Genomic DNA, 26,852 nt, shown 5'->3' on the forward strand with positions numbered 1-26,852 from the left:
ATCTGAGTTTATACTGCTGTGTGAACTAACTTTAATGATCGCAGAAGGTAGTGAGAGCTGACTATTTGCCTACTATAGGTAGAGCTTGGTAATAACGACGCTTTTGACGGTACATCTCTTCGTCCGCAGTGGTGAACAACTTCTCTACGTCGGTCGATTCTGTCGATGCTACACCAATTGAGAACCTAACGGGTATTCGCACACCCACTTCAGTCTCCACGGTCCAGTTAGCTTGGTCAGCGTATAACAACTTTGCTAGTTGATGAGGGTCTTGCGTTTTTTGAGCAGCAGGCGTCAAAGTAAGGACAGCGAACTCATCACCACCCAAACGATACAGATTACTACTATCGCTTAATCGGTTATCAATCACCTCAGCGCAACCTTTTATCAGCTCATCACCTACAGCATGCCCATAAAGATCGTTGGTCGTTTTTAATCCATTGATATCAATGATCAGCAGAGACAAGCTTTCTTCTCTCTCAGTCGCGCGCTGCTTAGAAAAATCCAAATCTTCATCGAAGGCTTTTCGGTTGTAACAACCTGTCGACATGTTGATACGATTCATGTTTTCGAGCTCTATCCAGCCAGCTAACTGCTTTTGGTATAAGTCGAAAATCAGTAAGTCTTCCTCACCCAACAAATTAAAACTCTTAGAATAGAAGTAGCCAATCGTTGTCTCTTTTGAGTCTTTTAAAACCTTATAGCTGTTCGTAATCCCACTCACAGCAATATCACTATCAGCATTGCCGCCATCAGCAACCTCTCTACCAGATACGGAGTTAAAGCTGAACTCCATTAGGCAGTCCGGAAGTAACGATTTCAGTTGTCGATTAACGTGTTCTGGAATTAATCGGTAATCAACACTTTGCCTCATGGAAGCAAACTTAACTATCTTCAGAATACGGTTTTTCTGCGACTCTTCACGAGCCAGTGAACGCGTTAAGCTACTCGTCTTCTCTTCAACCGTTTGCTCTAGCTGGGTGTTAAAGGTTTCAAGCTTGAGGTTGTTCTCTTTGATCTGCTGGTAAGCGGATCTCAACTGGTCATTACGTACCGTCAGTTCACTCAGCTGACGCTGTATGCGAGACCACATTTTTTCCAACAAGCGGCTGAATGTGGTGAACTCGGTAAAACGATGTTCATCTGCGTTGTGCGTAGGTGGTTGGTTATTTGAGTAAGACTCTACCGAGCTAGTCAGTAGGTTTAGTTGTCTTGAAAAGGCGCGATTCAACAACAACGCAAAAACGATCGCGACGGCTAGTGTCACAAATAGGATTCGAACAAACACCACTTGGGATTGCTGCATCTCTTGTAAACGAGCACTGTCCGACACATGATGTCTCAGCGCCAATGTTAACGCTTCTGAAAACAGCTTATTGTCGTTAGTGATTAACTTAGTGTCGGTATCCGCGAGTTGCTCACTAGCGGGAGCCAAATAATCAAACTCGACAGACTCTTTGTCATATAGGAAAGGGGCTATTTTTGACTCTAATCGGTCATAGCCCATTAACACGACCAGATAACCTTGCGGCGTATAACTTGAGCCCTCAATCAGTCGATACGGTAGGATCGGAGCAACAAAAGCGAGCCCTGCATTCGCTTTATCGGCAATATCTGACTCTACAAATTCGGTATGAAATTGCAGCCCTTGTTTAGAAGCTGTCCGCGGGCGCTTTATATCATCAAGCAACTGGCTTTGTTCGAAATGATACAAACTGCCTTTGCTGTCATAAATCGGCTTCCAGTTACGATCTAATATATAGGTCGCCGACACGCTGTCTGCTAGCGCGTTGAAGCTCTCCATTTTGTCCCAAACCACGCTGGAGAAGAAGATATTCCCACCCGCTTTAATCAGTGAACGATCTTGTGAGAACCACTGCGTAAGGCTCGCTGTAAGGCTGATCTGTTCTTGTACCGTTTGCTTGATACCCGCAGTTGAATTGGCAAGCTTGATCTCTTTTTGTTCAAGCGAGCTTTCGTTTTGCTTATTCAATATCAGCTGCCCCGCGAAGTAAGCAGGTAACAGCGCGCAAGCCAATAACACCAAGCCCATGCTGTATTTCAATGAGAGTTTCAATTGCCTGACCTCATGTTCGCTGAGTAGTACTCCACAAAGTCATCATAAAACTTGTGCAGTTCTTGCTTAGGCATATCCGATTTGTATCGCTCATAGGCTCTTGCAGAAGCTTCCCAGACAATCGCCATATTGTAATCGCTCGACATCATTTGCGACGACTGAAATTCATCGTACATGTTAGAAAAGGTCATGTTGCCTTCTTCGACACGGCGTAAATTCACTTCACGAAATGGCGAGATCATTGCGTTAGAGTGCGCTAAATAAGTAAAGCTGTTCGACTGTAAGTACTGAACCACCTGTTTTAGTGCTTCTCTTTTATTTGGGTTATCCATGCCTTTTTGTGTAATCGCGAAAATCTTAGCGCCACTGAATGAAGACATTGCTTTATCGCGGTAGGTTGGCAAAGAGCCCACGTGTAACTGGTCACCATAAGCCTGATTCAATTCACCGAATGCCCAATCCCCATCAATTAAAAACTCAACGTCACCATCGATGAAACGCTGCCTTGCACAAACTTCATTGCAAGACGCTTCAATGACCTGGGCCTTCTCAAGTTTATCGATGAATTCGAAAATAGAGACCAAACCTTCCCCGTCGACATTCCTTGATGAGAGTATGTCGTGAGAAAACAGCTGGAAAAATGCCAGATAGAAGTACATGTTCGGATTTGGGAAAAGAAGACTGGCACGCTTCGACTCAGAAGACCGTTGAATCAACTCTTCCCAACTAATGGCATGGTCTTGTGGCTTGTTCGAATACAGAACTAACTGATTACCGATTCCTACCGGCAGGGCCTTGAGTTCACCATTGATCACTACAGCATCCTGTGCCTTTTTCTCGTAGCGTGAAGTATCGATCCAAGCAGAAGGCAACGTCGACAGTTCAATGTATTCCGTTAACCCTAAAAAGTCAGATGGCACCCAGATAGCATCAGGAAACGTATTGTCTCTCGGATCCGCAATAAGAAGCTCTGAACGTATACTGTTTATATCAAATGGGCGTATCTCGACGCGATGCTCAGTCATCGATTCAATATGTTCTTTAACGTAACCAGATGCTTCGTAATTGATACCTGCCCATATTTCAAGCGTAGACGCGCAAGTAAACACCGGAAACAGCACCGTTAATATACTCAAAAGTCTCACACCTAATTCCTCATGGTGATAAATATCATGTCTCGAAGTTACGTCATAAGTCATCGGTAATAGGATGACATCAACAGTTGGGGTTCATCGCCGTTTTGAGGCAAGACGTTATATAGTAAAAGGTCAATAATAAACAGAAAAACCACGCTTTCTATTGGCTATTGTTATTGATTGTTTTTATTGGTGCTTAGTTGCTCTCCCCCGATACCAACTAAGCACTTTGTCATTCGCTTTACTCTGAACGATAGAGTGCAACACATCATACCCTTTATGAACTCTCAGGCAAAAAAAAAAAAAATGCCGCAAAAGCGGCATTCATCTCGTTTGGGACATTCGACACGATACAAAGCAAATAAGCGATGTATCAATCAAAGTCTTGTCATTGATTAAGCGTATTTCTCTTCGAAATCTTTCATGAAGCTTACAAGAGCTTGAACGCCTTCTAGAGACATCGCGTTGTAAAGCGAAGCTCTCATGCCGCCCACCGCTCTGTGGCCTTTTAGTGATTTAAGACCCGCTGCATCCGCCAACTCTAAGAATTTACCGTCTAGCTCTGGTTTCGCTAGTTGGAATGGCACGTTCATTCTTGAACGGTTTGCTGTGTGAACGTCGTTCTTGTAGAAAGCAGAATCATCAATGGCGTTGTAAAGTAGCGCTGCTTTTTCTTGGTTAACACGCTCCATCGCTTCTACACCACCTTGAGCTTTCAACCATTTGAAAACTAAGCCAGATAGGTACCAAGCATAGGTTGGTGGCGTGTTAAACATTGAGTCTTTTTCAGCAAGCACTTTGTAATTCAGGATGCTTGGCAATACTTCGTTCGCAAGCTCCAAAAGATCATCACGTACGATGGCAATACAGATACCCGCCGGGCCAATGTTCTTTTGAGCGCCAGCGTAGATAACGCCGTACTGAGACACATCAATCTTGCGAGACAGAATGTTAGATGACATATCCGCTACGATTGGTTTGTCCGTTTGTGGAAGCTCACTGATCTCAATACCATCGATTGTTTCATTTGGACAAAAGTGCACGTATGCCGCTTCTGGGTCGATTTTCCAATCTTTAGCTGGAACAACAGCCGCTTTGCCGTCAATTGACGTCTTAGCGTTAAATACGTCGATTTCACAGTACTTGCTTGCTTCAGTTACTGCACTTTCAGCCCAGTAACCAGCATCAATGTAAGTCGCCTTTGTCGCATCACCTAGAAGGTTTAGAGGAACAGCAGCGAATTGAGCACGAGCGCCCCCCTGACAGAAAAGCACTTTGTAGTTGTCTGGGATGTTCAGAAGATCACGTAGGTCTTGCTCAGACTCATCGGCAACCTGAATAAATTCTTTGCTGCGATGGCTGATTTCCATAACGGAAGTACCTAAACCATTCCAATCAATGAAGTCAGCTTGTGCTTGTTTCATTACCGGTTTAGGCAGTGCCGCTGGGCCAGCACTAAAGTTGAATACGTTATCTAATGTAAGTTCCATGGGGATCATTGCTCCTGCTAAATAATAACTATGCAAGTAATACCATGTTTTACCCAACATAAAAACAACAAAAGAGGTCTTAAGACCTCTTTTGTTTTGTACCGTATAAAATGTTTAAACTTAATCCGCCAAATCACCCTATCAGTATTAACCTTTGCTCTGTTTATTGAACAAAAGCAGGCATAAGTAGCGCGATTAATGGAATTTCTTGTCCATTTTCAAACACTAGGTTTCCATTTTCTAGGTCGGCACTGATTTCATAACCACTTTCGGTTTCTTTGATCATTTCCATCACGATTAACTCATCGATGCCTTCGCGAATGAATGGGTATTCTTCAACCAACTCATTTGAGAAACTAGAATGAACATTACCCGTCAGTGCAGGAACGATCATTGACGGGTTGCTGCTGATGTTTTCTGTGCCTTCCGGTACGCTCACCAACCATTTAGATTCAAACTGGCCTTTGCCTAACTCTAGTGACATGTTGTTCATTGAAAGGTCGAAGCCTTTAGCAAACAGTACGTCGATGAATGGAATGATCTCAGCAACGTCTTCTTGAGTCATAACTGGATTCGATTGGTAGATCTCAAAGATCTTCTCAAACGATTGGCTGTCCAGTTTCGACATTTCAAAATCAACGTTTAGGTTATTCAACTGGCCTTCATTGGTTTCGATGTTTGCGATATCGAGTTTAAGATTGCTGCGCAGGCGCTTAGTCGCTTCGTCTAGATGCGATTCAAAATCATACTTAGAATTTTCGATCGTCATGAATGGTTGCATTGTTGAATCTGTAACCAAAAAGCTATCGATCGTAAAGTTCTGTGTACCTAACCAGTAACCTTTCGCTTGCTGGCCTGAACCAACGCCTTTCAGATTAGACAGCGTTACCTCTTCACCCGTTTCAAAATCAATTTGAACCGAAGGGATAGAAAGCTCGTAATCCACTTGGCCTAACACAGTCGCGTGGCCAGACAGGTTCGATTTCGTGATAGATACTGAAGTACCATTCTCATCAGAACCTTGATGATTGAACTGGCTTAACTCGAAGTTGAAGTCCGTGTTGCCGTTTAGTTCCGTGCTGGTAGTCAGAGTAAGAGGCAGAATGTCAGCGTTCTCAAACGTTGATAGCGCGTTTAAGCTCACTAAACCGTGGCTAACCGCACTATTAATGACAAACTCACTAGGTAAGCCATCAATCGCAAGTTGCTCTTTCAGGCTTTCATCGGTCACTGTTACACGAGTGGTGACATTAGAAGACAAGTAACCTCTATCGTATTCCACGATCTCAGCTTGAATGCTTGAATTGTTAAGCTTTGCAACGCCATCAGTAATCGCGTTTTGTCCAATTTGCCCAACCGCTAGTGGCCAACAAAGTGCCAATGAGATTGCTCCGCCGATTGCGCCAATTTTTCTTAACTGTTCCATGAGTTCTCTTTCTACACGTGTCTGTTTTTTTTTAGTCTAACCCATCAGTCGCAAACAAGAAACATTGAGTTAAATCAGTCTATTGCTCGATACTTCAATTCCCTCAACAAATTAACGGCTAGCTCTCATCCTTATTGAAGACTTCTTGATAGGCTAGAAGCGTCGCTACTACTAAGGTAAAGCCGTGAATCAATACGCTGTTATTTGTTTAGACAATAATCCGGTTAGCATTGAAAGAATACGCTCGGAGCTCGCTCCGCTATCTTGTGTATTCGACATTTATACTGCCGAGAACATAGAAGACGCGCACCACGCATTAGAAGATATCCATGATCATAACCAGACCGTTGCCTTGGTGATCACTCATCATCACTCTGAGTTTAATGGCGTGCAATTTCTGATTGAACTTGAACAGCTCCCTCATAGTAATACTGCTAGAACCATCTTGGTCAGCGCCTCGTCAGACATTCAATCGATCCTGACGGCAGTAAACGAAGGTAGACTCAACCACTGCTTAACCAAACCGGTTCAAGATCAGGTGCTCTTCAAGTCAGCACAAAAAGAGTTGACGTCTTTTGTTATTCAATACGACTCTGAAAATCTGTTGTCTTACAGCGACGCACTCGACCAGCAGCGTTTACTCAGAGCACACATCGAACAAAAGATTCAATCATTCCAATCTGGATTCATTCATGACTACCACCAGCTTTCTGATAATGCCCTTGCCGAGCGTGTCGTCAGTGCCTTGCAGGAAGTCTTCTCTAAAGATGACAAGTCCAAAGCGATTCGTGATTACTCACCAGAACACTTATTAACGGTTGAAGGTGAAGACAATCGCTTCCTATGGTTAATTATTGAAGGCGAAGTGGCACTCTACAAAAAAGATGAATTGGGACAACAGAGAGAGGTTGTACGTCACTCTAAAGGTAACATTGTTGGCGGGATGTCATTCGTGACAGGTGAACCTTCTTTCTCTACTGGAATCACTCTTACTCAAACACGGGTGATTAAGCTTGATAAAGACAGTTTTGCCCAGGTAATGCATTCCAACAATACCCTACTTCCTCTATTTACCAATCTATTGCTGCGTCACTTCAATCGACGATTACAGCGAAGTATCACCAATAAAATCAAGCTGCAACAAACACTCGAGTCACTGGAATCTGCCCACCAGCAATTGATCGAAAAAGAGAAGATGGCGATGTTGGGTCAACTCGTAGCAGGCGTTGCTCACGAACTGAATAATCCGATTGCAGCTATATTGCGTAGCATTGAAACCCTATCAGAACACCTAGACCAGATACTTGAGAACTCGTCACTCTCTGAATCAAATAAAGGGACTGACGTATTAGCGCATTCAAAACTAGCGAAACCACTATCCACAGCGCAAGAAAGACAACTGGTAAAACACCTTACATCGACCATCGATGATCGTGCTCTGGCCAAAAAAGCAGTGAGACTCAACTTAAGCCAAGACGCTGCGGTTTTAGATACCTTGAAAGATTCCCCTGTCGCAGGCAAAGAGCTACTCAATGACTTAGAGCATTATCATTATGTCGGGAACTCTATCCGCTCAATCAAAGTGTGTAGTAAACGTATTGCCGATATGGTCAAAAGCCTAAAAAGCTATGCCCGAGAAGATGAAGAAGTGCGTCACTATGCGGATATCCATGAAGGGCTCGAAGATACCTTAGTGATCTTTGAAAACAGACTGAAGCATCACCAACTCGAAAAGCACTACGACACCGATTTACCGCCTTTGTTATGCCAGTCGCTTGCGCTGCAACAAGTGTGGACCAACCTTCTCTCTAATGCACTTGATGCGCTTTCGGAGCGAGGCAAAGTCTCTATCACTACCTCTCAAGAAACTAAAGGTGATGATACTTTTCTGGTGGTGCAAATATCAGACACCGGCCATGGTATCGCCAAAGAAGACATCAACACTATTTTCAACCCAAATTTCACCACCAAAAAAGAAGGCAACTTTGGTTTAGGGATTGGGTTGTCCATTTCTCAACAAATCGTTTCGGCTCATCAAGGGTTTATTTTGGTGGAGTCTGAGGTAGGTAGCCGTACTCACATGCAAGTATGGCTTCCATTCAAACAAGAAGGAGCACCTCATGAATAAGTACCTAATTTTATGTGTCGATGATGAACCTGAAGTTCTCAACAGTGTGCTTCAAGATCTAGCGGTATTTGAAGAAAACTTTATCGTTGAAGGGGCTGAATCGGTCGATGAAGCCAATCAAGTCATTAAAGAAATGGGACAAGATGGTATCAAGCTCGCTTTGATCTTGTGTGACCACATCATGCCAGAAAAAACCGGCATCGATTTTCTTATTGAACTGAATCAGCAAGAGTCGACAAAGCCAACACGTAAGCTGCTGCTCACCGGGCAAGCAGGATTGGAAGATACGGTCACCGCCATTAATAACGCGGCTCTCGACTTTTATATCTCCAAACCTTGGCAAGGCGATCAACTCAGAGACACCATTACCCAGCAGCTGACCGACTATGTTATTGCGAACGATAAGCAACTACTTAACTGGACAGCCATTTTAGATACTGAGCGCATCCTTACTTCAATGGCAGACAAACGAACAAGCTTTGGTGAATAGCGCTAACGACGAGCAGCCTGTAATAGGCAATGAGAAAAGCGGTATCCGATATAAGAACGGATCGAATACATATAAATTTTGGATAATTCGTTCGTCTATTTTTCTTATTTGCGCTAAAACATGAGATCTCCGTTACAGACTGACCCTTAATTTGCTTATTTTTTAACTAAATGAGTAAGGATTTACATTTTAATGGATTACTTTTCCGCGAGTTAGATTAAACTGTCTCAATGTTTATGGTTTGCCTGATTTTTCTCAAACCAAAGGAATTAACACTAATAAAGGTTTACGGTCGTTATGCGCAAAATACTACTTACTACCGCTATGCTATTGGCTTCTAGTCAAGCGCTAGCTGTCGATGAACAACCACAAGTAATGAGCAACTTCAGCTACGATTACTTCGAAGCACGTATTGGTGCTAGCCCAGTTACATTTGGTGGTGCGTTCAGTAAGTCAATCCACCCGAATGCTCACGCTATAGCGCGTATCGATTCAGAATTTGAAGGCGATTACGACTCTGCTGTCGGTCTTGGTTTCCACGCACCAATCAACAACTGGGCTGATCTAACAGGTGAAATGCTAGCGCGCATCGTTCAGCCTGAAAATTCAAGCTCTACTGATATCGGTATGGAAATCAACGTTGGTATTCGCCAATGGCTTGGTCCACAACTAGAAGTTGGTGGTAAAGGTGGTTACGTTTCTATCGATGACAACGATGACTGGACAGGTTCTGTTTACGCGCGTTTCCACTCTACAGAGCTATTCTCTATCGGTGCCGAAGCTCGTATCAACGACTTCTACGGTGACCAGCTAATGTTCACTACTCGTTTCAAGTTCTAAAACTTAACGAGCCAGCTCCAATGAGCACTTAGTCTTTTAATACTTAATCTTTTAAGAAACCCGACTAAGACAGAAACAAAAAAACCGAGGACATTCCTCGGTTTTTCTTTATTAACAGTAATCTTAAGCATAAAAGGATGACTTCTTTAGTGGCAGCTCTTTAATAATTGCTGCTTACGCGGCTCTTGTAATAGTTTCCAGTGAATACCATCAATTGCGCCCGCAAATTTCCAAAGGAGTTTTAGGTCAACATCGTTTCCGTACGCTTTGCGAACCTTATTAAACACTTCAGGCGCGCCCAACTGCATAAACATTGAAACATCATCTACTCCAGCCTTTTTAACCATGCGCTCAAGTGTAAGCTGCATGTTTGGCAGATCTCTTAATCTACGGCTTGCTGATGATTTCTTGAAGCTGCGTTGCTGAATTGAATTATCGATTGAAGTACGAATAATGCTATCCAATTCAGGATGTTCGCATGTAAACAGGTCAGTAATATCGTAGTAATTTACGGTTGCTGTTGTCTGTTTTTTCACATGACGATACTTTTCACAATCAAGATCGGTCAGTTTTTTATCTAATGACTTTCCACCTCTAATGAATAAACAACCTTCACTCAATAAAGCGAACATAGCGTCATTTTGAAAGAGGCCAATACCTCCGAACATAGAACGTTTTTGATGCTCACCAAATTGATTCACGTAATTAATAAATGCTGTCTCGGTCATATCCGTTGATCCTTAATCAAATTACCCCGATTAGGTTGATCACCAGACAAGCAGCTTTTTATGCGAAAATTTTTAAATCTATCTTTTATTCTTTAGGTGAATATTATGATTGCGTTTTTCACCTTTTAAATAAATGATACTTCGAAAAGAAAAATAAGTCTGGACTTAGTTCACATCAATCAATTGTGTATTCCGGTTTTTCATGATTGACATCACAGTAAAGTATCAAACTATGATTGAATTTTGACGTTTGGTGATACACCGGTTCAATTTATTAAAGCTTATGTGGCCCGATGAGTATTGCCTCGCAGCATCGCGGCTTGTAAAATGGCAGGACATACATGTTTGTACACTTTATATGAATCATTTATCGTTTTTCTGGCTACCACAAAATAAGGCTCTTCTCTTAAAGGGTCTAGAATCAGAGTTCGCCCAACTGGTTGGACATTCTATCTCAGCGGGAAAAATAACCCTTCCTCCTATCCCCAACGTTGTTCTGAAAATTCAAAAGTTGTGTACCCTTGAATCAACAGGGGTTGTCGACGTTGCCGAGTGCTTACTCGAAGACCCTGGCCTCACAGCTATCGTAATTCGTGTTGCTAATTCCGTGGTCTTTAACCGACGCAACATTACGTGTGTCGATATTATGACGGCAGTATCGCGCCTTGGCATATTACGTGTGCGTGACATCGTGACAGCGCAAGCTATTGAGCAGCTCAAACATTCCGTTAATCTGAGCAAAGAGTGTAACCAACTGTTGGTTCAGAGTGCTTCTGTATCTAAAGAGCTGGGCGCCACTATGGTCTTGGTGACCAACGGATTCAAAGAGCTCTCCCCTCTTGAATACCGCTACCTAGAACATGAAAAATCATTGCTTGTAGGACTACTCGCTGACATCGGCTTGTTCTGTTTGGTTAGCGAATATCACCTCTATCTTGAGAACGGCAACTACCTAGATCATGACATTGCCCTGCAAATCTTCCAAGGCCAATGTTCTGCAACCAGTAAGTTGGTTCTTGACCGCTGGGGTTTCGACAGCGACTTCATTGACGTGTGCAGCAACACCATCAACAAACAAGAAGAACGTGAAGTGTCTTACTTAGATATTGCACGAATCGCTAACCACCTACTGATGTTCAGAAACAAGGACAAGAACATCGATGATCACGAAGTTGAACTGAACGTGACAGGTGCAGAAGTGCTTTATAAGTTAAGCAACTTGAGTAAACATGATTTTAATGCAAAGCTAAACGACGTTATCAACGCTAGCGGCTTCTAAGTCACCGTTATATATGAAGTAAATGCAATGGGGAAAGCATGTTTACAGGGATGATCTTTATATTTGCTCCACTGGTCGTGGGGTATCTATTTTCTATTTCAAACGCTCAAACGCTCGAATTTATCAACCGCTCAACATCACGTTTAATCTACGTGATTCTAGCCTTAATGGGCCTTAGCTTAGCGGCGCTCGATAACCTCGGCAGTAACCTGCAGACAATACTTCTTTATACCGTCACTTTCTTTGTCTGCTTAAGCGTCTGTAATCTAATGGCACTTCCTGCGATTGATAAGTTATTGCCACTCAAAACAGATAGCAGCAAAAAGAAACTGCCCCTCTCTTCGATGGCGATGGAATCGGCCAAGCTGATTTTAGTCGTGGGTTCTGGTCTTATTGCTGGTTTAGTGTTGCCTATCGGCCTTGACTGGGTAGATACCGCAAGTGAATGGATTCTGTTTGTACTGCTGTTCTTTATTGGCATTCAACTGCGCAATAGCGGATTAACACTTCGACAGATCTTGCTCAATAAACACGGCATGGTCATCGCTGTTACAATCATCATCACCTCAATGTTAGGCGGCGTTATCGCGGCCTACCTATTGGGTATTCCACTGTTCAAAGCTTTAGCCATGTCTTCTGGTTTTGGCTGGTACTCTCTTGCCGGTATCTTAATGGGTGACGCGTTCGGCCCTGTTTATGGCGGTGCTTCATTCATGCTAGAGCTTTTGAGAGAATTAGTAGCATTAGTGCTGATCCCAGTGCTTATCCGCAGCTACCCATGCACCTCTATTGGCTATGCAGGTGCGACAGCAATGGACTTCACCTTGCCTGTGATTCAAACAACAGGTGGCGTCCGATGTGTCCCTATCGCGATTGTCAGTGGCTTTATACTGAGTCTGCTTGTGCCTATTTTGATGTTGTTCTTTGTATCTCTTGCTAACTAGATCGCAGGAATAGCGTTTGTTTTAGATTAGAATGCATCTCGAATACCAATGCCCAAGACACCGATACAGTTACCGAAATAAAAAGGCACTAAGTGTCATTGCTCAACAAATAATGATCACGGTACCCTGTAACGACAAAGTTATAAAAAGAATAAACTTACAAAAGGAACAACTATGAAACGCCTTTGCGTCGCATTACTGCTAGCTACAACTTCTACTTTCTCTTTTGCAGCAGATTCAATGTCTGAGACAAACCAGTGCCAAGCAAAAAAATATGATGCGTACATCGACGCTTCATTAGGTTGGTATTCAGACCTTGCTGCATTAACTTCTGAACAATACCCAGAGCTGACAGAAGTAAGCGAGTGGTTCCTAGAAGGCCGTAAGCACCACTTCGAGCTTAATCGCGCAGCCGTTCACTACTACTTAGTCAACGACTCAAGCAAAGTGGCTACAGAGCAACCTGTTGAAGGCTGGCTACAGCTAGAGCAACACGACATTAAGACGCTCTCACAGCGCGATGACGAACTAGGTAAAGTAGCAAAAACCACATTCGACGACCGCCAATCAAAGCCTCACGCTCAAAACTACGAGCTACGCTCAGCGTTTGCAGAACTGCTTAGCCACCCTAAGCAAATCGACACGGCACTTCAACGCTACAACCAGTCGATTGCTAAACTTGAAGCAATTAAGTGTAAATAACCCCTCATTTAATATGCTTTTTTGAGAAGTTGGATTTCATAATTAAGACGGGACATTGTTCCCGTTTTCGTTTAGATTGTCCCGCTCGCGTCAATATTAGAAAAATAACTCGCTTGCTATGGTTACGGAACAAAAAACAGCAGATGTTAGCTTCGACAGTCTTTTACGTATCTTCACGGTACCGGAAGGCCCAGATTCAACACTCACTCAAATTGAAGACAAACTTTCACGAAACCTGAATCAATTCTTACGTGAACATATTGTGGCTGAAGAAAAGCCGCTGCGTGAAATTGAGAAAGATTTTTCAAATGCTCATATTCCAGAGCAGCCTGAGTTTGTTTCTGAACATACTGAGCATCTCCTCGATTCGCTCGTGTCTCATTCGGTACATACGTCTTCGCCAAGTTTTATTGGTCACATGACGTCTGCGTTGCCGTACTTTCTGATGCCGCTTTCTAAAATCATGATTGCGTTGAATCAGAACCTAGTCAAAATTGAGACCTCCAAAGCTTTCACTCCCCTAGAACGCCAAGTTCTGGGCATGTTACATCGCTTAATCTATCAAGATAGCGACCAGTTCTATTCTCGTTGGATGCACAGTGCAAACCACTCTTTGGGTGCGTTTTGTTCTGGCGGTACCATCGCGAACATTACGGCGCTTTGGGTTGCTCGTAACAATGCACTTAAAGCACAAGGTTCGTTCAAAGGTGTCGAGAAAGAAGGCTTATTCAAAGCTATGAAGCACTACGACTATGAAGGCCTTGCCATCTTAGTCTCTGAACGTGGTCACTACTCTCTGAAAAAAGCCGCTGATGTGCTTGGTATTGGCCAAGAAGGTTTGGTATCGGTTAAAACGGATAACGACAACCGCATTTGCACTGACGATTTAAGACTCAAGATCGAGCAACTAAAGCAAAACAAGATTAAGCCTTTCGCCGTGATCGGCGTGGCTGGCACAACCGAAACTGGCAATATCGATCCACTTAAAGATATAGCTGAGGTGTGTGCAGAATCAGATTGTCACTTCCATGTGGATGCTGCTTGGGGCGGTGCGACCTTGATGTCTAACAATCATCGTCACCTGCTTGATGGTATCGAATTGGCTGACTCCGTCACCATCGATGCGCACAAACAGCTTTACATCCCTATGGGTGCAGGCATGGTTCTGTTTAAGAAGCCTGATGCGATGACAGCGATTGAGCATCACGCTCAATACATCCTGCGTAAAGGTTCTAAAGACTTAGGCAGCCATACTTTAGAAGGTTCACGTTCAGGCATGGCGATGTTGGTTTACGCTGCTATGCACATCATTAGCCGCCCAGGTTATGAGCTATTGATCGACCAAAGTATCAACAAGGCACGTTACTTCGCCGATCTGATTAAAGAACAAAGCGATTTCGAGTTGGTATCAGAGCCAGAGCTTTGCCTGCTGACATACCGCTATGTTCCTGAATCAGTTAAAGCTGCGCTGCTTAAAGCGGAGCCTGAACAACGCGTACAGCTGAACGAGTTGCTTAACGAACTGACTAAGTTTATTCAGAAGAAGCAGCGTGAAACCGGCAAATCTTTTGTGTCACGTACTCGTTTAAATCCTGAAGCTTGGGCACACCAACCAATCATCGTTTTCCGCGTCGTATTAGCTAATCCACTAACGGGTAATGAGATTCTGTCTTCAGTGCTTGAAGAACAACGCGAAATCTCTAAACTAGCGCCTAACTTGATGGGTAAAATCACCAAGTTGGTTACGCAAATCAACGCATAACCATTCAATTTTAGTTGCATCAAATTGAAAATTTCTTTCTTTTTGATGTAACTAAGCTGTCAGTTCATACTCAATTTGCATTCTTTTTGCTCAAACCCTCTTCCAATTCTGTAGTTTTCTAAAATTTTGTTGAGGTTTGTCATATTCTTAAGCATTCATGCCGTGTTTTTGTATTAGTAAATAGTATGTTGGGTTTATACTGACTCTATGGTGCTAGTTAGCTTGATATCTATTTGAAGCAGCAGTATTTACGATACCGAATCTAAGTTTGGTTTTGTGATTATTGATATTTGTTTCAGCCATACCCCCTGGTAAAAGATATTAACTGGCAAGTTGTTCTCTATACCCTTGTGAACACTATGAATACATTAGAAAAAATACAAAAAAACCTGGAAAATTTCAGCAAGTCTGAGCGTAAGGTAGCCGAAGTAATCATGGCTTCCCCTCAAACTGCAATCCATTCTAGCATTGCTACCTTAGCTAAGATGGCTGACGTAAGTGAGCCTACAGTTAACCGCTTCTGTCGTCGTTTAGACACAAAGGGCTTCCCTGACTTCAAACTTCACCTAGCTCAAAGCTTAGCGAACGGTACACCTTACGTGAATCGTAATGTTGAAGAAGACGATGGTCCAGATGCTTATACGCATAAGATTTTCGAATCGACTATGGCATGTCTAGACGTTGCTAAAAACAGTCTAGATGCGATGCAAGTAAACCGTGCGGTTGACTTGCTGACTCAAGCAAAACGCATTTCATTCTTCGGACTGGGTGCCTCTTCTGCCGTAGCGAAAGACGCTCAAAACAAGTTTATTCGTTTTAATATCCCAATCACTTGTTTCGAAGACATCGTGATGCAACGAATGAGCTGCATTAACTGCAGTGATAACGACGTTATCGTTCTTATCTCTCACACGGGTCGCACTAAGAGCCAAGTTGAGATTGCAAACCTAGCCCGTGAAAACGGTGCAACAGTTATCGCTATCACAGCAAAAGACTCTCCACTAGATAAGGCAAGCTCGCTTTCTATCTCATTGGATGTACCGGAAGACACAGACGTTTATATGCCAATGGCAAGCCGCGTTGTTCAAATGACGGTTATTGATGTGTTAGCGACAGGCTTTACACTGCGTCGCGGTTCTGGTTTCAGAGAGAACCTAAAGCGCGTTAAAGAGTCTCTTCGTGATTCACGTTACGAGAAGTACTCTCAGTTCTAACCTTCTAGGTACCAACAAAGTACCTATTGGATACGAATAAAAAGATAGCTATTAAAAAACGGAGCCTAGTGCTCCGTTTTGTTTGTCTGTTTAAAATGCTTTATGCAGCGAACAGCTCAAAGGCCGTTAAATAGTCCAACTGTTACCCTTCTCCACCACACTGTTCTCAGACGCATAAGAATTGATAATGGTAAAGCTCGACTCCCTTGCAGGTTCTTGAGTAATTTGAGCTGGCTGTTTTCTTGAAGCGGCTTCGTGACGCTCCCCTTCACAACTGCACTCCTCACAAACCTGCTGCAAGATATGTATTAAACGCTGTTGATTCAATGGCAATGGATTCCCTTTAATAGCAACCGATTTAAGTGCATCAACAGATACCTCTTCGAATTGCGCTTCACAAACACCAAACTCTAAGAGACTTGGTAGCTTAAGCGTATCTAGCACCTCTGATAACCAAGAAATAGCGTCTTCTGCGGAGGCTTGCGCTTTACCTGTTACTATTTGAGCAATCCTTTGGTAACGCTCTAAAATGTCGCTTCGCTGCTGCTCTCTTGCTACCTCAATATTTTCCAGCATCACAAATGGCGCTAATCGAGCAGTAATAACACTGTGCGGAGCAGAAATCTTACCACCCAACGCAGAAGCTAATCCGTGTGCAGCACCTAGCTTGGCATTGGTAATCGCAATACCACCAAGCATGGAAGCAAACGCCAGATCTGATCGTGCTTGAGGCTCATCATAAACGCATGCTTTTACTACGGAGCCACTCAGCTTGCGTAACCCTTCTTCGCAGATCATATCGGTAAGCGGGTTAGGTTCACCACAAACATAAGCTTCCATCAGGTGAGTAAAGGCATCCATCGCACCGCGCCCTGACAAATATAGATTGGTGCCATGAGTTAAAGTTGGATCGACAATCGCAACGTCAGCCAACATATCTGGACTTCTAAGGCTGATCTTAACTTGGTCTTGCCCTGATTTAAGCACCGCATTTTTAGTCACCTCTGCGCCTGTACTGGCCGTGGTAGGAATCGCAATGAATGGAAGCGGCTTGGTTTTAAGAGGAACATTACGCCCAACCACTTCGACATAGTCGTATAAATTACCTTGGTTAGGTAAAACAGCGGCTAACGCTTTTCCCATATCGATTGCACTGCCTCCTCCCATGGAGACAACCATATCAGGCTTGAACCTTCTGGCAGATATCACCGCCTCTTCGACCATTTTAATATTGGGTTCGCCGGAGACTGCGATGTGTTGATAGCGCATACCCTGAGCATCTAGATAATCAGTGACAATTGACGTGCGTTCTAATGTATTGCCAGTCACCAATAGCACGCTGTAGCCGTATTGGTTAAAGAGAGACAATGAAGCGGAAAGTGCTCCATCACCAAAGATGATCTTTGTAGATGTCATAAATTGAAACATGGTGCCTCCTGCGCCTATGACCAAACAAAACTGCGAACTCTTGGTTTTTGGAATGTAGACTCTGTAGCTCGTTTTTTCTTGTCTTTGTAACTAGTCTTCGTTTCTTACCTTTGCAACTGAAAGATTTCGTATCGAGGAAAAACATGCTGGAAGCGACATAAGGCTAATAGAGAATATCGAACATGGCTGTAGTCCATATGTTTACGCCATGCCGCCTCTTTTTAATTTCGCTTCTTTCCCGCACATCAGTATTAAGATGCCTCGTTCCATGAGTGCGTTTTTTGACGAGGTGCAACTTATCGCATTAAAGATGGATTAAAGTCCTATTCTTAGGGGTAATTCACACTCTTAAATTATGGGTACTCAACCTAAATACCCATCAGAAATCATCACAGATCCTTTTTGTGACCATTATTTGCTCTGATAGGCAAAACCTATTGTACTAAGAGGCAATTCCATCTTTATTTCCCCATAGCATTGAGGCATAGTTGGTTTTAAGAAATTTTGAGTGGCATTCATAAAAGAATAGTTAACATAAATGAGTTAACGAGCCTCATCCCGTATTTAGGAGAAATTAAATGTTTGTAGTTATTTTTGGTCGCCCTGCTTGCCCATTCTGTGTTCGTGCAAAAGAGCATGCTGAAACTCTTAAAGCTAAACGTGATGACTTCAACTACCGTTACGTTGACATTCACGCTGAAGGCATCAGCAAAGCTGACCTAGAGAAAACAGTGGGTAAGCCAGTAGACACAGTTCCACAAATCTTCATCGATCAAGACCACATCGGCGGATGCACAGAATTTGAAGCATACGCAAAAGAAAACCTAGGTCTTTTCGACTAAGCTAATATTTATCACAAGAGATCCAATGCTATAGCCTTAAACAGCTGACCAATTTTAGCGTTAGACTGTACGATTTATAATAAGCCCGCTCACTGTAGCGGGCTTTTTTATGACCAGTTTTCGTACGGAATAAGAATAAGGTCAAAATCAAGTAAAATAGCAAAATATCGCTTATAATTTATTTATATTTAGATACAATTCACCTCTCAACCTTACCCTGTGTTTCACGCCAATTATTGAGCGACCACTGTGAATATCGACGTTGTTTTTCTGTTAGAACAAAACCCCATTCTCCTCATCTTTGTTGTTTTATCGATTGGATTAGCCATTGGTAAAATTCGTTTCGGTAGTCTCCAACTCGGCAATTCAATCGGTGTTCTGATTACTTCCCTCGTTATGGGACATCTTGGCTTTTCTTTTAATGCAGATGCACTCACCATTGGCTTCATGCTGTTCATCTACTGTGTTGGCATTGAAGCGGGTCCAAACTTCTTCGGTATCTTTTTCAGAGACGGTAAGCACTACCTCATTCTGAGCCTTGTGGTACTTTCTACCGCGATTGCCTTAACCTATTTCAGCAGTCATTACCTCGGCCTAGGCTTCGGCTTATCTGCCGGCATGATGGCAGGTGCGCTTACAGCAACGCCAATCTTGGTAGGTGCACAAGACGCTCTTAATTCTGGGCTTGCTGAAGTGCCAAGAAACATGGATTTAAGCCTGATTATCGAAAACCTTTCGGTCGGTTACGCGATGGCTTACTTGGTTGGCTTAATCAGCATGATCATGTTCGCTCGCCTGATTCCAAAGCTGCAAAAAGTGAACCTACACGACTCAGCTGAGCAGATAGCTCAAGAGCGTGGCTTAGGTACCTCTGGTCAACGTAAGGTTTATCTTCCTATCATTCGTGCTTATCGTGTGGGCCCAGAGCTTATCTCTTGGACTGACGGTAAGAACCTACGTGAATTGGGTATCTATCGCCAAACAGGCTGTTACATCGAACGAATTCGTCGTAATGGTATTCTTGCCCACCCAGATGGTGATGCAATTCTGCAGGAAGGAGACGAAATCGCATTGGTTGGTTTCCCAGACAGCCACGCACGTCTAGACCCAAGTTTCCGTAACGGTAAAGAGGTTTTCGACCGTAACCTTCTCGATCTGCGTATCGTGGAAGAAGAGATCGTCGTTAAGAGTGACAGCATCGCAGGTAAGCGTTTATCTGACTTGAACCTGTCTGAATACGGTTGTTTCCTAAACCGCGTAGTCAGAGCTCAGATTGAAATGCCGATGGACTTAAACATCGTGCTTTCTAAGGGTGACGTACTGCAGGTAAGTGGTGAAAAGAGTCGTGTTCACGGCCTAGCAGAGAAAATTGGTTTCATCTCGATTCACAGCCAAATGGCCGATTTGATGGCTTTCTGTAGCTTCTTCATTCTGGGTATTTTGTTTGGTTTGATCACCATGACATTCGGTCAGGTTTCATTCGGCTTAGGTAATGCGGTTGGCCTACTTCTATCAGGTATCATGCTTGGCTTCTTAAGGGCAAACCACCCTACCTTTGGTTACGTACCTCAAGGTGCGTTAAACATGGTCAAAGATCTCGGTTTGATGTTCTTTATGGTCGGTATCGGCTTAAGTGCCGGCGGTAAGATGTTTGAACACTTGACTCAAGTAGGCCCGCAAGTTATCGGTATTGCTCTAGTAGTGAGTGTGCTACCGGTATTCTTCGCTTACTTGGTTGGTGCTTACGTGCTAAAGATGAACCGAGCGCTACTGTTTGGGGCGATAATTGGTGCGCGAACCTGTGCTCCAGCAATGGACATCGTAAATGATCACGCTCGCTCAACTATTCCAGCACTGGGTTACGCAGGTACGTACGCGATAGCCAATATATTGATGACCTTAGCAGGTACTTTCATCATCATCATTAGCTAGCGTCTACTGCTTTAAATGCAGCCAAACTTAGATATTTCGAATGCACTAATTCACTTTGGGTTAGTGCATTTTTTATGGCCTGTTTTAAGCAGTTCAAGCCTCGCCCCCTAGCTTTTAATCTCTACGTCCCCTATTTCTACTCTTGTCCCCCTTCGAATCGCGGTACCCATATCCGCTCTTAAATCTTTTCGCACCTCGCCACTCGAATCCCGTATCTGCTATTAATCTCTTTAATCAAATAGCAGACAAAAAAATAGGCGCTCAATGAGCGCCTATATCGTTTAGACTCGATAACTTGAATTAGATGTCAGCAACATCAAATTCAACAGCTGGGTTAACGTCAGCTTCGTAATCAACACCTTCAACACCGAAACCAAATAGCTTCAAGAACTCTTCTTTATACTCTACGTAATCAGTCAGCTCTTTTAGGTTCTCAGTTGTGATTTGAGGCCATAGGTTACGACAGTGGTCTTGGATGTCTTCGCGAAGCTCAAGATCATCTAGACGTAGACGGTTCACTTCATCTACTTCTGGCGCGCTGCCATCTTCTTTGTATAGACGTTGGCTGAACATACGGAAGATCTGTTCCATACAACCTTCGTGAATACCTTCTTCACGCATCTTCTTGAACACCATAGCAATGTAAAGAGGCATTACAGGGATTGCAGAACTTGCTTGAGTCACAACAGACTTAAGAACAGCAACGTTTGCAGTACCGCCAGTTTGGCCTAGTTTCTCGTTCAGCGCTGATGCTGCACGGTCTAGATCCATCTTAGCTTTACCTAGCGCGCCATCCCAGTAGATTGGCCACGTTAGTTCAGTACCGATGTAGCTGTAAGCAACAGTTTTACAACCGTCAGCTAGAACACCTGCTTCAGAAAGAGCGTTGATCCAAAGTTCCCAATCTTCACCGCCCATTACTGTCACAGTGTCTTTGATTTCTTCTTCAGATGCAGGCTCAACACTTGCTTCGATGATAGTGTCTTTGTTGGTATCAACCGCTGTTGATGTGTACGTTTCGCCGATAGGTTTTAGAGCTGAACGAATCACTTCGCCAGTCTCTGGCATTTTACGCACTGGAGACGCCAGTGAGTACACAACCATATCTATTTGACCTAGATCTTCTTTGATCAGATCAATTGTTTTCTGTTTCGCTTCATTAGAGAAAGCATCGCCGTTAAGGCTTTTTGAATACAGGCCTTCTTCTTTAGCTAGCTTGTCGAACGCTGCTGAGTTGTAGAAACCAGCTGTGCCCGGCTTTTTCTCAGTACCGGCTTTCTCGAAGAAAACACCGATAGTTGAAGCGCCGCCACCAAATGCAGCCGCAATACGTGAAGACAAGCCGTAGCCACTTGAAGAGCCAACAACTAGTACACGTTTAGGTGCGTTTGCGATTGGGCCTTGAGCTTTTGTGTAAGCAATTTGTTCTTTTACATTAGCTTCACAACCGACTGGATGTGTTGTAGTACAGATGAATCCGCGAATTCGAGGTTTGATGATCATATTCAACTTCCTTAAAAAATCAGGTTAAGGATAAAAGTTTCGTACGCAAATGGCATCTAATTTCTGTAAAAATGTGGTGAAAATGCAAGTGGTTGGAGCACTCAGCGAATATTTGCTGACTAAGTCACCATTTGTTAACGCGTCTATTGCGACTTCTACCACAAAAACAAAAAAAGGCACCTTATTAGGTGCCTTTTGTCATTTCTTTATCTAAGCAACGCTATTTAGCTTAGGTTTTAACTCTTTTCGCGTCAAAGTTTCACTAAAGTCATGACTGAAGTGGTCAACTTGAATCGCTGCATAGCGAAGTTTGTCTGCTGCAATGATTTGGTCAACTTCATCTTGAGTAAGAACGTCTGCCGCCAGTGCTTGAGCAAGTTTATCTTGTAGTAAGCCTTTACGAGCCACTTTGCCCTCTTTCACCGCTTTGAAGATCTTACGCTCAAGTGGTTTGATGCTGTACATCGCATTGAACGCATTCTCCATCAAGCCAACGCTATCGTCTTCTTCCTGACCGATGTAGCAAAGATGAGTCAGACGTTCACGGTGTGCACCCGGAGTCATTAAGCTCTCAGCCAGTTGTACCGTTAGGTTGTCACTTGGTTTTTCAAAGTGGTTACCTACCGGGAAAACGAGACCTTTGAGTACTTTACCAACCATCTTGTTCGGGAAGTTTCTGTACGCTTCTTGTAGCGATTTAGCCGCGTTATGGAAACAGTGTTGAACAGCGTAGTGTACGTAGTCTAGGTCAGCTTGTTGACGACCTTCGTCTTCATACTTCTTAAGTGCTGCAGACGCCATGTATAGGTAACTTAGACCATCACCTAGACGTGCAGAGATAAGCTCTTTACGTTTCAGTTCGCCACCTAGCGTTAGCATTGCGAAATCCGCACTTACCGCAAGCGCACGGCTCAAGCGAGTCAGGTCTTGGTAGTAAGGCTTCGTTGGGCCGCTCATATCTGCTTTAATGAACTTAGAGCCTGTTAGTGCCGCACCGAACGCGCCAAACGTGTTCTTAGTAGCGTGACCAATATGTTTGAACAACAAGTTATCGAAATCCTTCGCACCTTGCTTCTCATCTGGGTTTGCTGCCGCTTCCATTTCGCTTAGCACGTATGGGTGACAACGTGTCGCACCTTGACCGAAGATCATCAGGTTGCGAGTTAAGATGTTCGCACCTTCTACTGTGATAGCAACTGGAATACCTAAGTAAGGCGCAGCCAAGTAGTTCATCGGGCCGTCTTGAATTGCACGACCCGAGTGGATATCCATTGAATCGTTCAGAATCGTACGCGCCATCTCTGTCATGTGGTACTTCGCGATAGCCGTTACGATACCCGGCTTCTCTTTCATATCGAGTGACGTGGTAGTCAACGTACGAGTTGCTTCTAGTAGATACGTTAAGCCACCAATACGGCCTAGGCTCTCAGCAACACCTTCGAACTTACCAATAGACATGCCGAACTGCTTACGAACATAAGCGTATGCGCCAGTTGTTCTCGCAGTTAAGTGACCCATTGCTGTACCTAGTGCTGGTAGTGAAATACCACGACCTGCAGAAAGACACTCCACCAGCATACGCCAGCCTTTACCTGCGTAATCTGCACCACCAATTAGCCATTCCATAGGGATAAATACATCATGACCACGTGTTGGACCGTTCATAAATGCAAGGCCAAGTGGGTCATGACGCTCACCAATCACAACACCTTCGTGGTCAGCAGGGATTAGCGCACAAGTGATACCGATGTCTTCTTTGTCACCAAGCAACTTCTCTGGATCGTGCAGTTTGAAAGCCAAACCAAGTACCGTTGCCACTGGCGCTAGCGTAATGTAACGCTTGTTCCAGTTAAGCTTGATGCCTAATGTCTCTTTGCCTTCGTGCATGCCCATACACACAGTGCCGACATCAGGGATACCACCCGCATCAGAACCCGCTTCAGGACCTGTTAACGCGAAACATGGGATATCTGTACCGTCAGCAAGACGTGGTAGCCAGTAGTCTTTTTGATCTTGAGTACCGTAGTGAGACAGCAGCTCACCAGGGCCAAGAGAGTTTGGAACCATGACCGAAACCGCAGTACTGATACTGCGAGTCGCAATCTTAGTTACGATAGTCGAGTTTGCGTGTGCTGAAAATTCACGACCGCCGTACTCTTTCGCAATAATTAGAGAGAAGAAACGTTCTTTACGTAAGAAATTCCAAACCTCTTCAGGAAGGTCTCGGTCTTCTTTTACGATTTGGTGGTCATCAAGCATAGCAAGCAAAGTTTCAAGTTCATTATCCATGAACGATTGCTCTTCTGCTGTCAGCTGAGGTTTTGGATATTGGTGCAGCTTAGTGAAATCTGGTTTACCAGAAAACAGCTCTCCGTCCCACCAAACACTACCCGCTTCCATCGCTTCTTTCTCAGTGCTAGATAGTGGTGGCAGTACTTTTTTAAAGAGTTTAAAAGCTGGGTCACTTACCCATTTTTGTCTTAGAGAGCTCATAGTTCAGATCCTTTTGTTCACTATTTTGGTTGTGAATGTTTCGCTTTTTATTGTTTTATTCTTCTGCTGACATGCCAGCGGCCAAGTATGGAATAAGAATATCGACCACTGCTTTGGCATCTATTCGCTTGCCGTAATCATTCTCTGCAATTTCAACGAGAGCCTGACTGGAAGCCATGGTGAAAACACAAGTCCCTAGGGTGAAGTGCAATCGCCAAAATAACTGTTCTTGAGTGAGGTTAGGGTTGGCTTTCATTACTGAACTGGTAAACAGAGTCAGTACTTCGCTGTAGCGAGTTGTAATGAACCAACGCAAGTGACCTTGCACATCCGTATAACCTCGACCGATGAGTAACATAAATCGGCTCGTACCATTTGGCCTTACATCGTTAAGTGCTCTTAGTGGTTGTCTTAAAGACTCAAACACGTCACTCATAGAATACGTTTCGTTTAAGTTTAAGTTCACTAAAGCGTCTTGCAGTGCAGGCATAAATGCTTCTAAGTATCGATTTAATACGGCACGAACCAGAGTCTTCTTATCGCCAAAGTGGTAGTTCACTGAAGCAAGATTGACATTGGCTTTACCCGTAATAGTGCGTAAAGAGGTGTCATTAAAACCGTGCTCAGCAAATAAGCCTTCAGCCACATCTAAGATTTTGTCTTTGGTTGTACTTCTTGGTGCCATTTCAATCACTCGTATTAAACAACTGTTTGAAATATACGCTTAGTACATTTATTTAACAAGCAAGCAACATCACATTTTCACAAATTGGTCGTACCAGTTAATAAAAGTCTGCACTAACCGATTGAATCGACGTGTGTTTACAAAAAAAGGAAAAATTAATGAATTTTCCGGGAACTGAAATTGAAAAGGAGGGTCATAAATTATGTAGAAAACAGAGTATTTAGAAGTTTAACAGGCCGTCAAACTTGTTTTTCTCCCTGCTTTCTTAATTACTGCATTTTCCTTATTAACTCCTATACTTGTATCCGCCCAAACCACGTTGGTTTGGGCTTTTTTTTGGTTCATCGCGGCTTTCCGGGGAAAGCCGCTTTTATCTTCAAGAAGAAGTAATCTGTATCTCGATATCCATACCCCATTCGCTTGATTAGCTTTATCTTGTTGTTTATCCCTTCTAGTGTGCAGGTGTTTAACGGGTAACTTGCCGATGCAATAATGCCGTGAAGATAAGGCCTCAGTTTTCGTGCGAACTCTTTCAATGGCTTAATTCCACTCTCTTGCACTTGTGCCCACCATACCTCCTCCATACCCCATTCGCTTGATTAGCTTTATCTTGTTGTTTATCCCTTCTAGTGTGCAGGTGTTTAACGGGTAACTTGCCGATGCAATAATGCCGTGAAGATAAGGCCTCAGTTTTCGTGCGAACTCTTTCAATGGCTTAATTCCACTCTCTTGCACTTGTGCCCACCATACCTCCCAGAGCCCCTTAGCATGTGCTTCTGATTCACAATACCAAAGCTCTTTGAGTTGTGAGCCGAGTATATAAGTGGTCATTAAGTCCTTATTGATATTCAATATTTCAGTAAGATAGCTATCTTGTCGTGCATTTAAATTACCTCTGTTTTTCAGCAGTACCCAGCGTGAGCGTTTCACCCATTGCCTCGCTTTTTTATCCGGCTTGAGTTTGTTAGCTTGGTCGACTCTGACTCTATCCATCACCTCACGACCGAACTTAGCAACAACGTGGAATAAGTCGTAAACGATTTTTGCGTTCGGGCAGTGCGCTTGAACTTCAAGGTCAAAAGCCGTATTCATGTCCATCGCGACCGCTTCGATATTGTTGCCATACTTGCCTAACTGCTCGAAGAACGGTCGTATGTCCTTGCGGCTACGGCCTAACCCTATCCAAATGACTTGGTGAGTCTTAGCATCAGCGATGTGACTCTATCCATCACCTCACGACCGAACTTAGCAACAACGTGGAATAAGTCGTAAACGATTTTTGCGTTCGGGCAGTGCGCTTGAACTTCAAGGTCAAAAGCCGTATTCATGTCCATCGCGACCGCTTCGATATTGTTGCCATACTTGCCTAACTGCTCGAAGAACGGTCGTATGTCCTTGCGGCTACGGCCTAACCCTATCCAAATGACTTGGTGAGTCTTAGCATCAGCGATGACTGTGGCATATCGGTGCCCTTTAAAGATGGCGAACTCGTCCATGACGAGTTGCCTTAGCCCTTCCCATTTCACTGACGGTACAACTTGGCGAAGTCGACGTTTATCTATCTCTTTAATGGTGTGCCAATGAACGCCCGTTAACTGGGAGATATGCTTAATGGGAAGAAGAGGCAGTAGTTGTTCTATATAGCTTTTTAGGCGCTTCGTTATACGAGCATAAGGCTCCAACCAAGATAGAGACTCTGTTTTTATGCCGCAGTCACGACACTTAATCCTTCGAGTTTGAACGGAAAGTTCGA

At 43.7% G+C, this 26,852-nt stretch carries 19 protein-coding genes and 3 pseudogenes; 10 read left to right on the forward strand and 12 right to left on the reverse strand.

The features are described 5' to 3' along the window. Positions 1 to 61: 61 nt before the first annotated feature. The 4 genes from L1D22_RS09280 to L1D22_RS09295 all read right to left on the reverse strand — a co-directional run bounded on the left by L1D22_RS09280 (position 62) and on the right by L1D22_RS09295 (position 6,129). On the reverse strand, positions 62 to 2,053 hold the full coding sequence (locus tag L1D22_RS09280) for a diguanylate cyclase (protein ID WP_239829557.1): 1,992 nt from the start codon (positions 2,051 to 2,053) through the stop codon (positions 62 to 64). Between the two features lie 20 nt (positions 2,054 to 2,073). Further along, positions 2,074 to 3,222, reverse strand: coding sequence for an extracellular solute-binding protein (locus L1D22_RS09285; RefSeq protein ID WP_239829536.1), 1,149 nt, complete (start codon positions 3,220 to 3,222; stop codon positions 2,074 to 2,076). Positions 3,223 to 3,608: 386 nt separating this feature from the next. After that, complete coding sequence (gene serC, locus L1D22_RS09290; protein ID WP_176681521.1) at positions 3,609 to 4,703, reverse strand: 3-phosphoserine/phosphohydroxythreonine transaminase; 1,095 nt, start codon at positions 4,701 to 4,703, stop codon at positions 3,609 to 3,611. A 163-nt stretch (positions 4,704 to 4,866) separates the two neighbouring features. Then, positions 4,867 to 6,129 (reverse strand): DUF945 family protein, encoded by a 1,263-nt coding sequence (locus tag L1D22_RS09295; RefSeq protein ID WP_239829537.1) that lies wholly within the window; start codon positions 6,127 to 6,129, stop codon positions 4,867 to 4,869. A gap of 184 nt (positions 6,130 to 6,313) precedes the next feature. On the opposite strand from L1D22_RS09295, the gene L1D22_RS09300 reads away from it, so the two are divergent. The 3 genes from L1D22_RS09300 to L1D22_RS09310 all read left to right on the forward strand — a co-directional run bounded on the left by L1D22_RS09300 (position 6,314) and on the right by L1D22_RS09310 (position 9,587). After that, entirely contained in the window at positions 6,314 to 8,257 is a 1,944-nt protein-coding gene (locus tag L1D22_RS09300; protein ID WP_239829538.1) for an ATP-binding protein, read from the forward strand. Beyond that, on the forward strand, positions 8,250 to 8,747 hold the full coding sequence (locus tag L1D22_RS09305; protein ID WP_239829540.1) for a response regulator: 498 nt from the start codon (positions 8,250 to 8,252) through the stop codon (positions 8,745 to 8,747). Before L1D22_RS09300 ends, L1D22_RS09305 begins: the two co-directional genes overlap by 8 nt. A 297-nt stretch (positions 8,748 to 9,044) precedes the next feature. Further along, complete coding sequence (locus L1D22_RS09310; protein WP_239829541.1) at positions 9,045 to 9,587, forward strand: hypothetical protein; 543 nt, start codon at positions 9,045 to 9,047, stop codon at positions 9,585 to 9,587. 146 nt (positions 9,588 to 9,733) lie between these two features. Here the strand turns inward: L1D22_RS09310 and L1D22_RS09315 are convergent, their stop codons facing one another. Then, on the reverse strand, positions 9,734 to 10,315 hold the full coding sequence (locus tag L1D22_RS09315) for a TfoX/Sxy family DNA transformation protein (protein WP_019822603.1): 582 nt from the start codon (positions 10,313 to 10,315) through the stop codon (positions 9,734 to 9,736). Between the two features lie 358 nt (positions 10,316 to 10,673). Here L1D22_RS09315 and L1D22_RS09320 point away from each other — a divergent pair, with 358 nt between their 5' ends. From L1D22_RS09320 to L1D22_RS09340, 5 genes are all read left to right on the forward strand, one after another. Further along, entirely contained in the window at positions 10,674 to 11,594 is a 921-nt protein-coding gene (locus L1D22_RS09320) for an HDOD domain-containing protein (protein WP_239829542.1), read from the forward strand. Between the two features lie 38 nt (positions 11,595 to 11,632). Then, the gene (locus L1D22_RS09325; RefSeq protein WP_239829543.1) at positions 11,633 to 12,538 is read left to right on the forward strand and encodes a lysine exporter LysO family protein; all 906 of its coding nucleotides are present in this window, start codon (positions 11,633 to 11,635) and stop codon (positions 12,536 to 12,538) included. A gap of 174 nt (positions 12,539 to 12,712) precedes the next feature. Continuing rightward, entirely contained in the window at positions 12,713 to 13,240 is a 528-nt protein-coding gene (locus L1D22_RS09330) for a hypothetical protein (RefSeq protein ID WP_239829544.1), read from the forward strand. A gap of 118 nt (positions 13,241 to 13,358) precedes the next feature. After that, positions 13,359 to 15,002 (forward strand): pyridoxal-dependent aspartate 1-decarboxylase PanP, encoded by a 1,644-nt coding sequence (gene panP, locus L1D22_RS09335; RefSeq protein WP_239829545.1) that lies wholly within the window; start codon positions 13,359 to 13,361, stop codon positions 15,000 to 15,002. A 359-nt stretch (positions 15,003 to 15,361) separates the two neighbouring features. Next, positions 15,362 to 16,216 (forward strand): MurR/RpiR family transcriptional regulator, encoded by an 855-nt coding sequence (locus tag L1D22_RS09340; RefSeq protein WP_004734686.1) that lies wholly within the window; start codon positions 15,362 to 15,364, stop codon positions 16,214 to 16,216. A 126-nt stretch (positions 16,217 to 16,342) separates the two neighbouring features. Here the strand turns inward: L1D22_RS09340 and L1D22_RS09345 are convergent, their stop codons facing one another. Next, positions 16,343 to 17,644 carry an iron-containing alcohol dehydrogenase gene (locus L1D22_RS09345; RefSeq protein ID WP_239829546.1) on the reverse strand — a complete coding sequence of 434 codons (1,302 nt, stop codon included), beginning with the start codon at positions 17,642 to 17,644 and terminating at the stop codon, positions 16,343 to 16,345. Positions 17,645 to 18,222: 578 nt separating this feature from the next. Here L1D22_RS09345 and L1D22_RS09350 point away from each other — a divergent pair. Continuing rightward, positions 18,223 to 18,486 carry a GrxA family glutaredoxin gene (locus tag L1D22_RS09350; RefSeq protein WP_009847069.1) on the forward strand — a complete coding sequence of 88 codons (264 nt, stop codon included), beginning with the start codon at positions 18,223 to 18,225 and terminating at the stop codon, positions 18,484 to 18,486. 249 nt (positions 18,487 to 18,735) lie between these two features. Continuing rightward, positions 18,736 to 20,418, forward strand: coding sequence for an aspartate:alanine antiporter (locus tag L1D22_RS09355; RefSeq protein ID WP_239829547.1), 1,683 nt, complete (start codon positions 18,736 to 18,738; stop codon positions 20,416 to 20,418). A 300-nt stretch (positions 20,419 to 20,718) separates the two neighbouring features. Here L1D22_RS09355 and fabV read toward each other — a convergent pair whose 3' ends face one another. The 6 genes and pseudogenes from fabV to L1D22_RS09385 all read right to left on the reverse strand — a co-directional run. Beyond that, the gene (gene fabV / locus L1D22_RS09360) at positions 20,719 to 21,921 is read right to left on the reverse strand and encodes an enoyl-ACP reductase FabV (RefSeq protein ID WP_048664789.1); all 1,203 of its coding nucleotides are present in this window, start codon (positions 21,919 to 21,921) and stop codon (positions 20,719 to 20,721) included. Between the two features lie 210 nt (positions 21,922 to 22,131). Continuing rightward, the gene (locus L1D22_RS09365; RefSeq protein WP_239829548.1) at positions 22,132 to 24,414 is read right to left on the reverse strand and encodes an acyl-CoA dehydrogenase; all 2,283 of its coding nucleotides are present in this window, start codon (positions 24,412 to 24,414) and stop codon (positions 22,132 to 22,134) included. 55 nt (positions 24,415 to 24,469) lie between these two features. Then, on the reverse strand, positions 24,470 to 25,099 hold the full coding sequence (locus L1D22_RS09370) for a TetR/AcrR family transcriptional regulator (RefSeq protein ID WP_017631427.1): 630 nt from the start codon (positions 25,097 to 25,099) through the stop codon (positions 24,470 to 24,472). 341 nt (positions 25,100 to 25,440) lie between these two features. Then, positions 25,441 to 25,662: pseudogene (locus L1D22_RS09375) on the reverse strand (transposase); the annotation flags it as partial. Further along, a pseudogene (locus L1D22_RS09380) lies at positions 25,640 to 26,314 on the reverse strand (ISL3 family transposase); the annotation flags it as partial. The pseudogenes L1D22_RS09375 and L1D22_RS09380, both read right to left, overlap by 23 nt. A gap of 2 nt (positions 26,315 to 26,316) precedes the next feature. Then, positions 26,317 to 26,852, reverse strand: a pseudogene (locus L1D22_RS09385) (transposase); the annotation flags it as partial.

The organism is Vibrio sp. Isolate34 (assembly GCF_022397915.1).
Taxonomy (GTDB): domain Bacteria; phylum Pseudomonadota; class Gammaproteobacteria; order Enterobacterales; family Vibrionaceae; genus Vibrio.

What these genes read in the sequence shown, in the direction of transcription:
- L1D22_RS09280 (WP_239829557.1), bottom strand. Translation starts at nt 2,053, where the DNA reads ATGGGCTTGGTGTTATTGGCTTGCGCGCTGTTACCTGCTTACTTCGCG.
- serC (WP_176681521.1), bottom strand. Translation starts at nt 4,703, where the DNA reads ATGGAACTTACATTAGATAACGTATTCAACTTTAGTGCTGGCCCAGCG.
- L1D22_RS09295 (WP_239829537.1), bottom strand. Translation starts at nt 6,129, where the DNA reads ATGGAACAGTTAAGAAAAATTGGCGCAATCGGCGGAGCAATCTCATTG.
- L1D22_RS09305 (WP_239829540.1), top strand. Translation starts at nt 8,250, where the DNA reads ATGAATAAGTACCTAATTTTATGTGTCGATGATGAACCTGAAGTTCTC.
- L1D22_RS09310 (WP_239829541.1), top strand. Translation starts at nt 9,045, where the DNA reads ATGCGCAAAATACTACTTACTACCGCTATGCTATTGGCTTCTAGTCAA.
- L1D22_RS09315 (WP_019822603.1), bottom strand. Translation starts at nt 10,315, where the DNA reads ATGACCGAGACAGCATTTATTAATTACGTGAATCAATTTGGTGAGCAT.
- L1D22_RS09320 (WP_239829542.1), top strand. Translation starts at nt 10,674, where the DNA reads ATGAATCATTTATCGTTTTTCTGGCTACCACAAAATAAGGCTCTTCTC.
- L1D22_RS09325 (WP_239829543.1), top strand. Translation starts at nt 11,633, where the DNA reads ATGTTTACAGGGATGATCTTTATATTTGCTCCACTGGTCGTGGGGTAT.
- L1D22_RS09330 (WP_239829544.1), top strand. Translation starts at nt 12,713, where the DNA reads ATGAAACGCCTTTGCGTCGCATTACTGCTAGCTACAACTTCTACTTTC.
- panP (WP_239829545.1), top strand. Translation starts at nt 13,359, where the DNA reads ATGGTTACGGAACAAAAAACAGCAGATGTTAGCTTCGACAGTCTTTTA.
- L1D22_RS09340 (WP_004734686.1), top strand. Translation starts at nt 15,362, where the DNA reads ATGAATACATTAGAAAAAATACAAAAAAACCTGGAAAATTTCAGCAAG.
- L1D22_RS09345 (WP_239829546.1), bottom strand. Translation starts at nt 17,644, where the DNA reads ATGTTTCAATTTATGACATCTACAAAGATCATCTTTGGTGATGGAGCA.
- L1D22_RS09350 (WP_009847069.1), top strand. Translation starts at nt 18,223, where the DNA reads ATGTTTGTAGTTATTTTTGGTCGCCCTGCTTGCCCATTCTGTGTTCGT.
- fabV (WP_048664789.1), bottom strand. Translation starts at nt 21,921, where the DNA reads ATGATCATCAAACCTCGAATTCGCGGATTCATCTGTACTACAACACAT.
- L1D22_RS09365 (WP_239829548.1), bottom strand. Translation starts at nt 24,414, where the DNA reads ATGAGCTCTCTAAGACAAAAATGGGTAAGTGACCCAGCTTTTAAACTC.
- L1D22_RS09370 (WP_017631427.1), bottom strand. Translation starts at nt 25,099, where the DNA reads ATGGCACCAAGAAGTACAACCAAAGACAAAATCTTAGATGTGGCTGAA.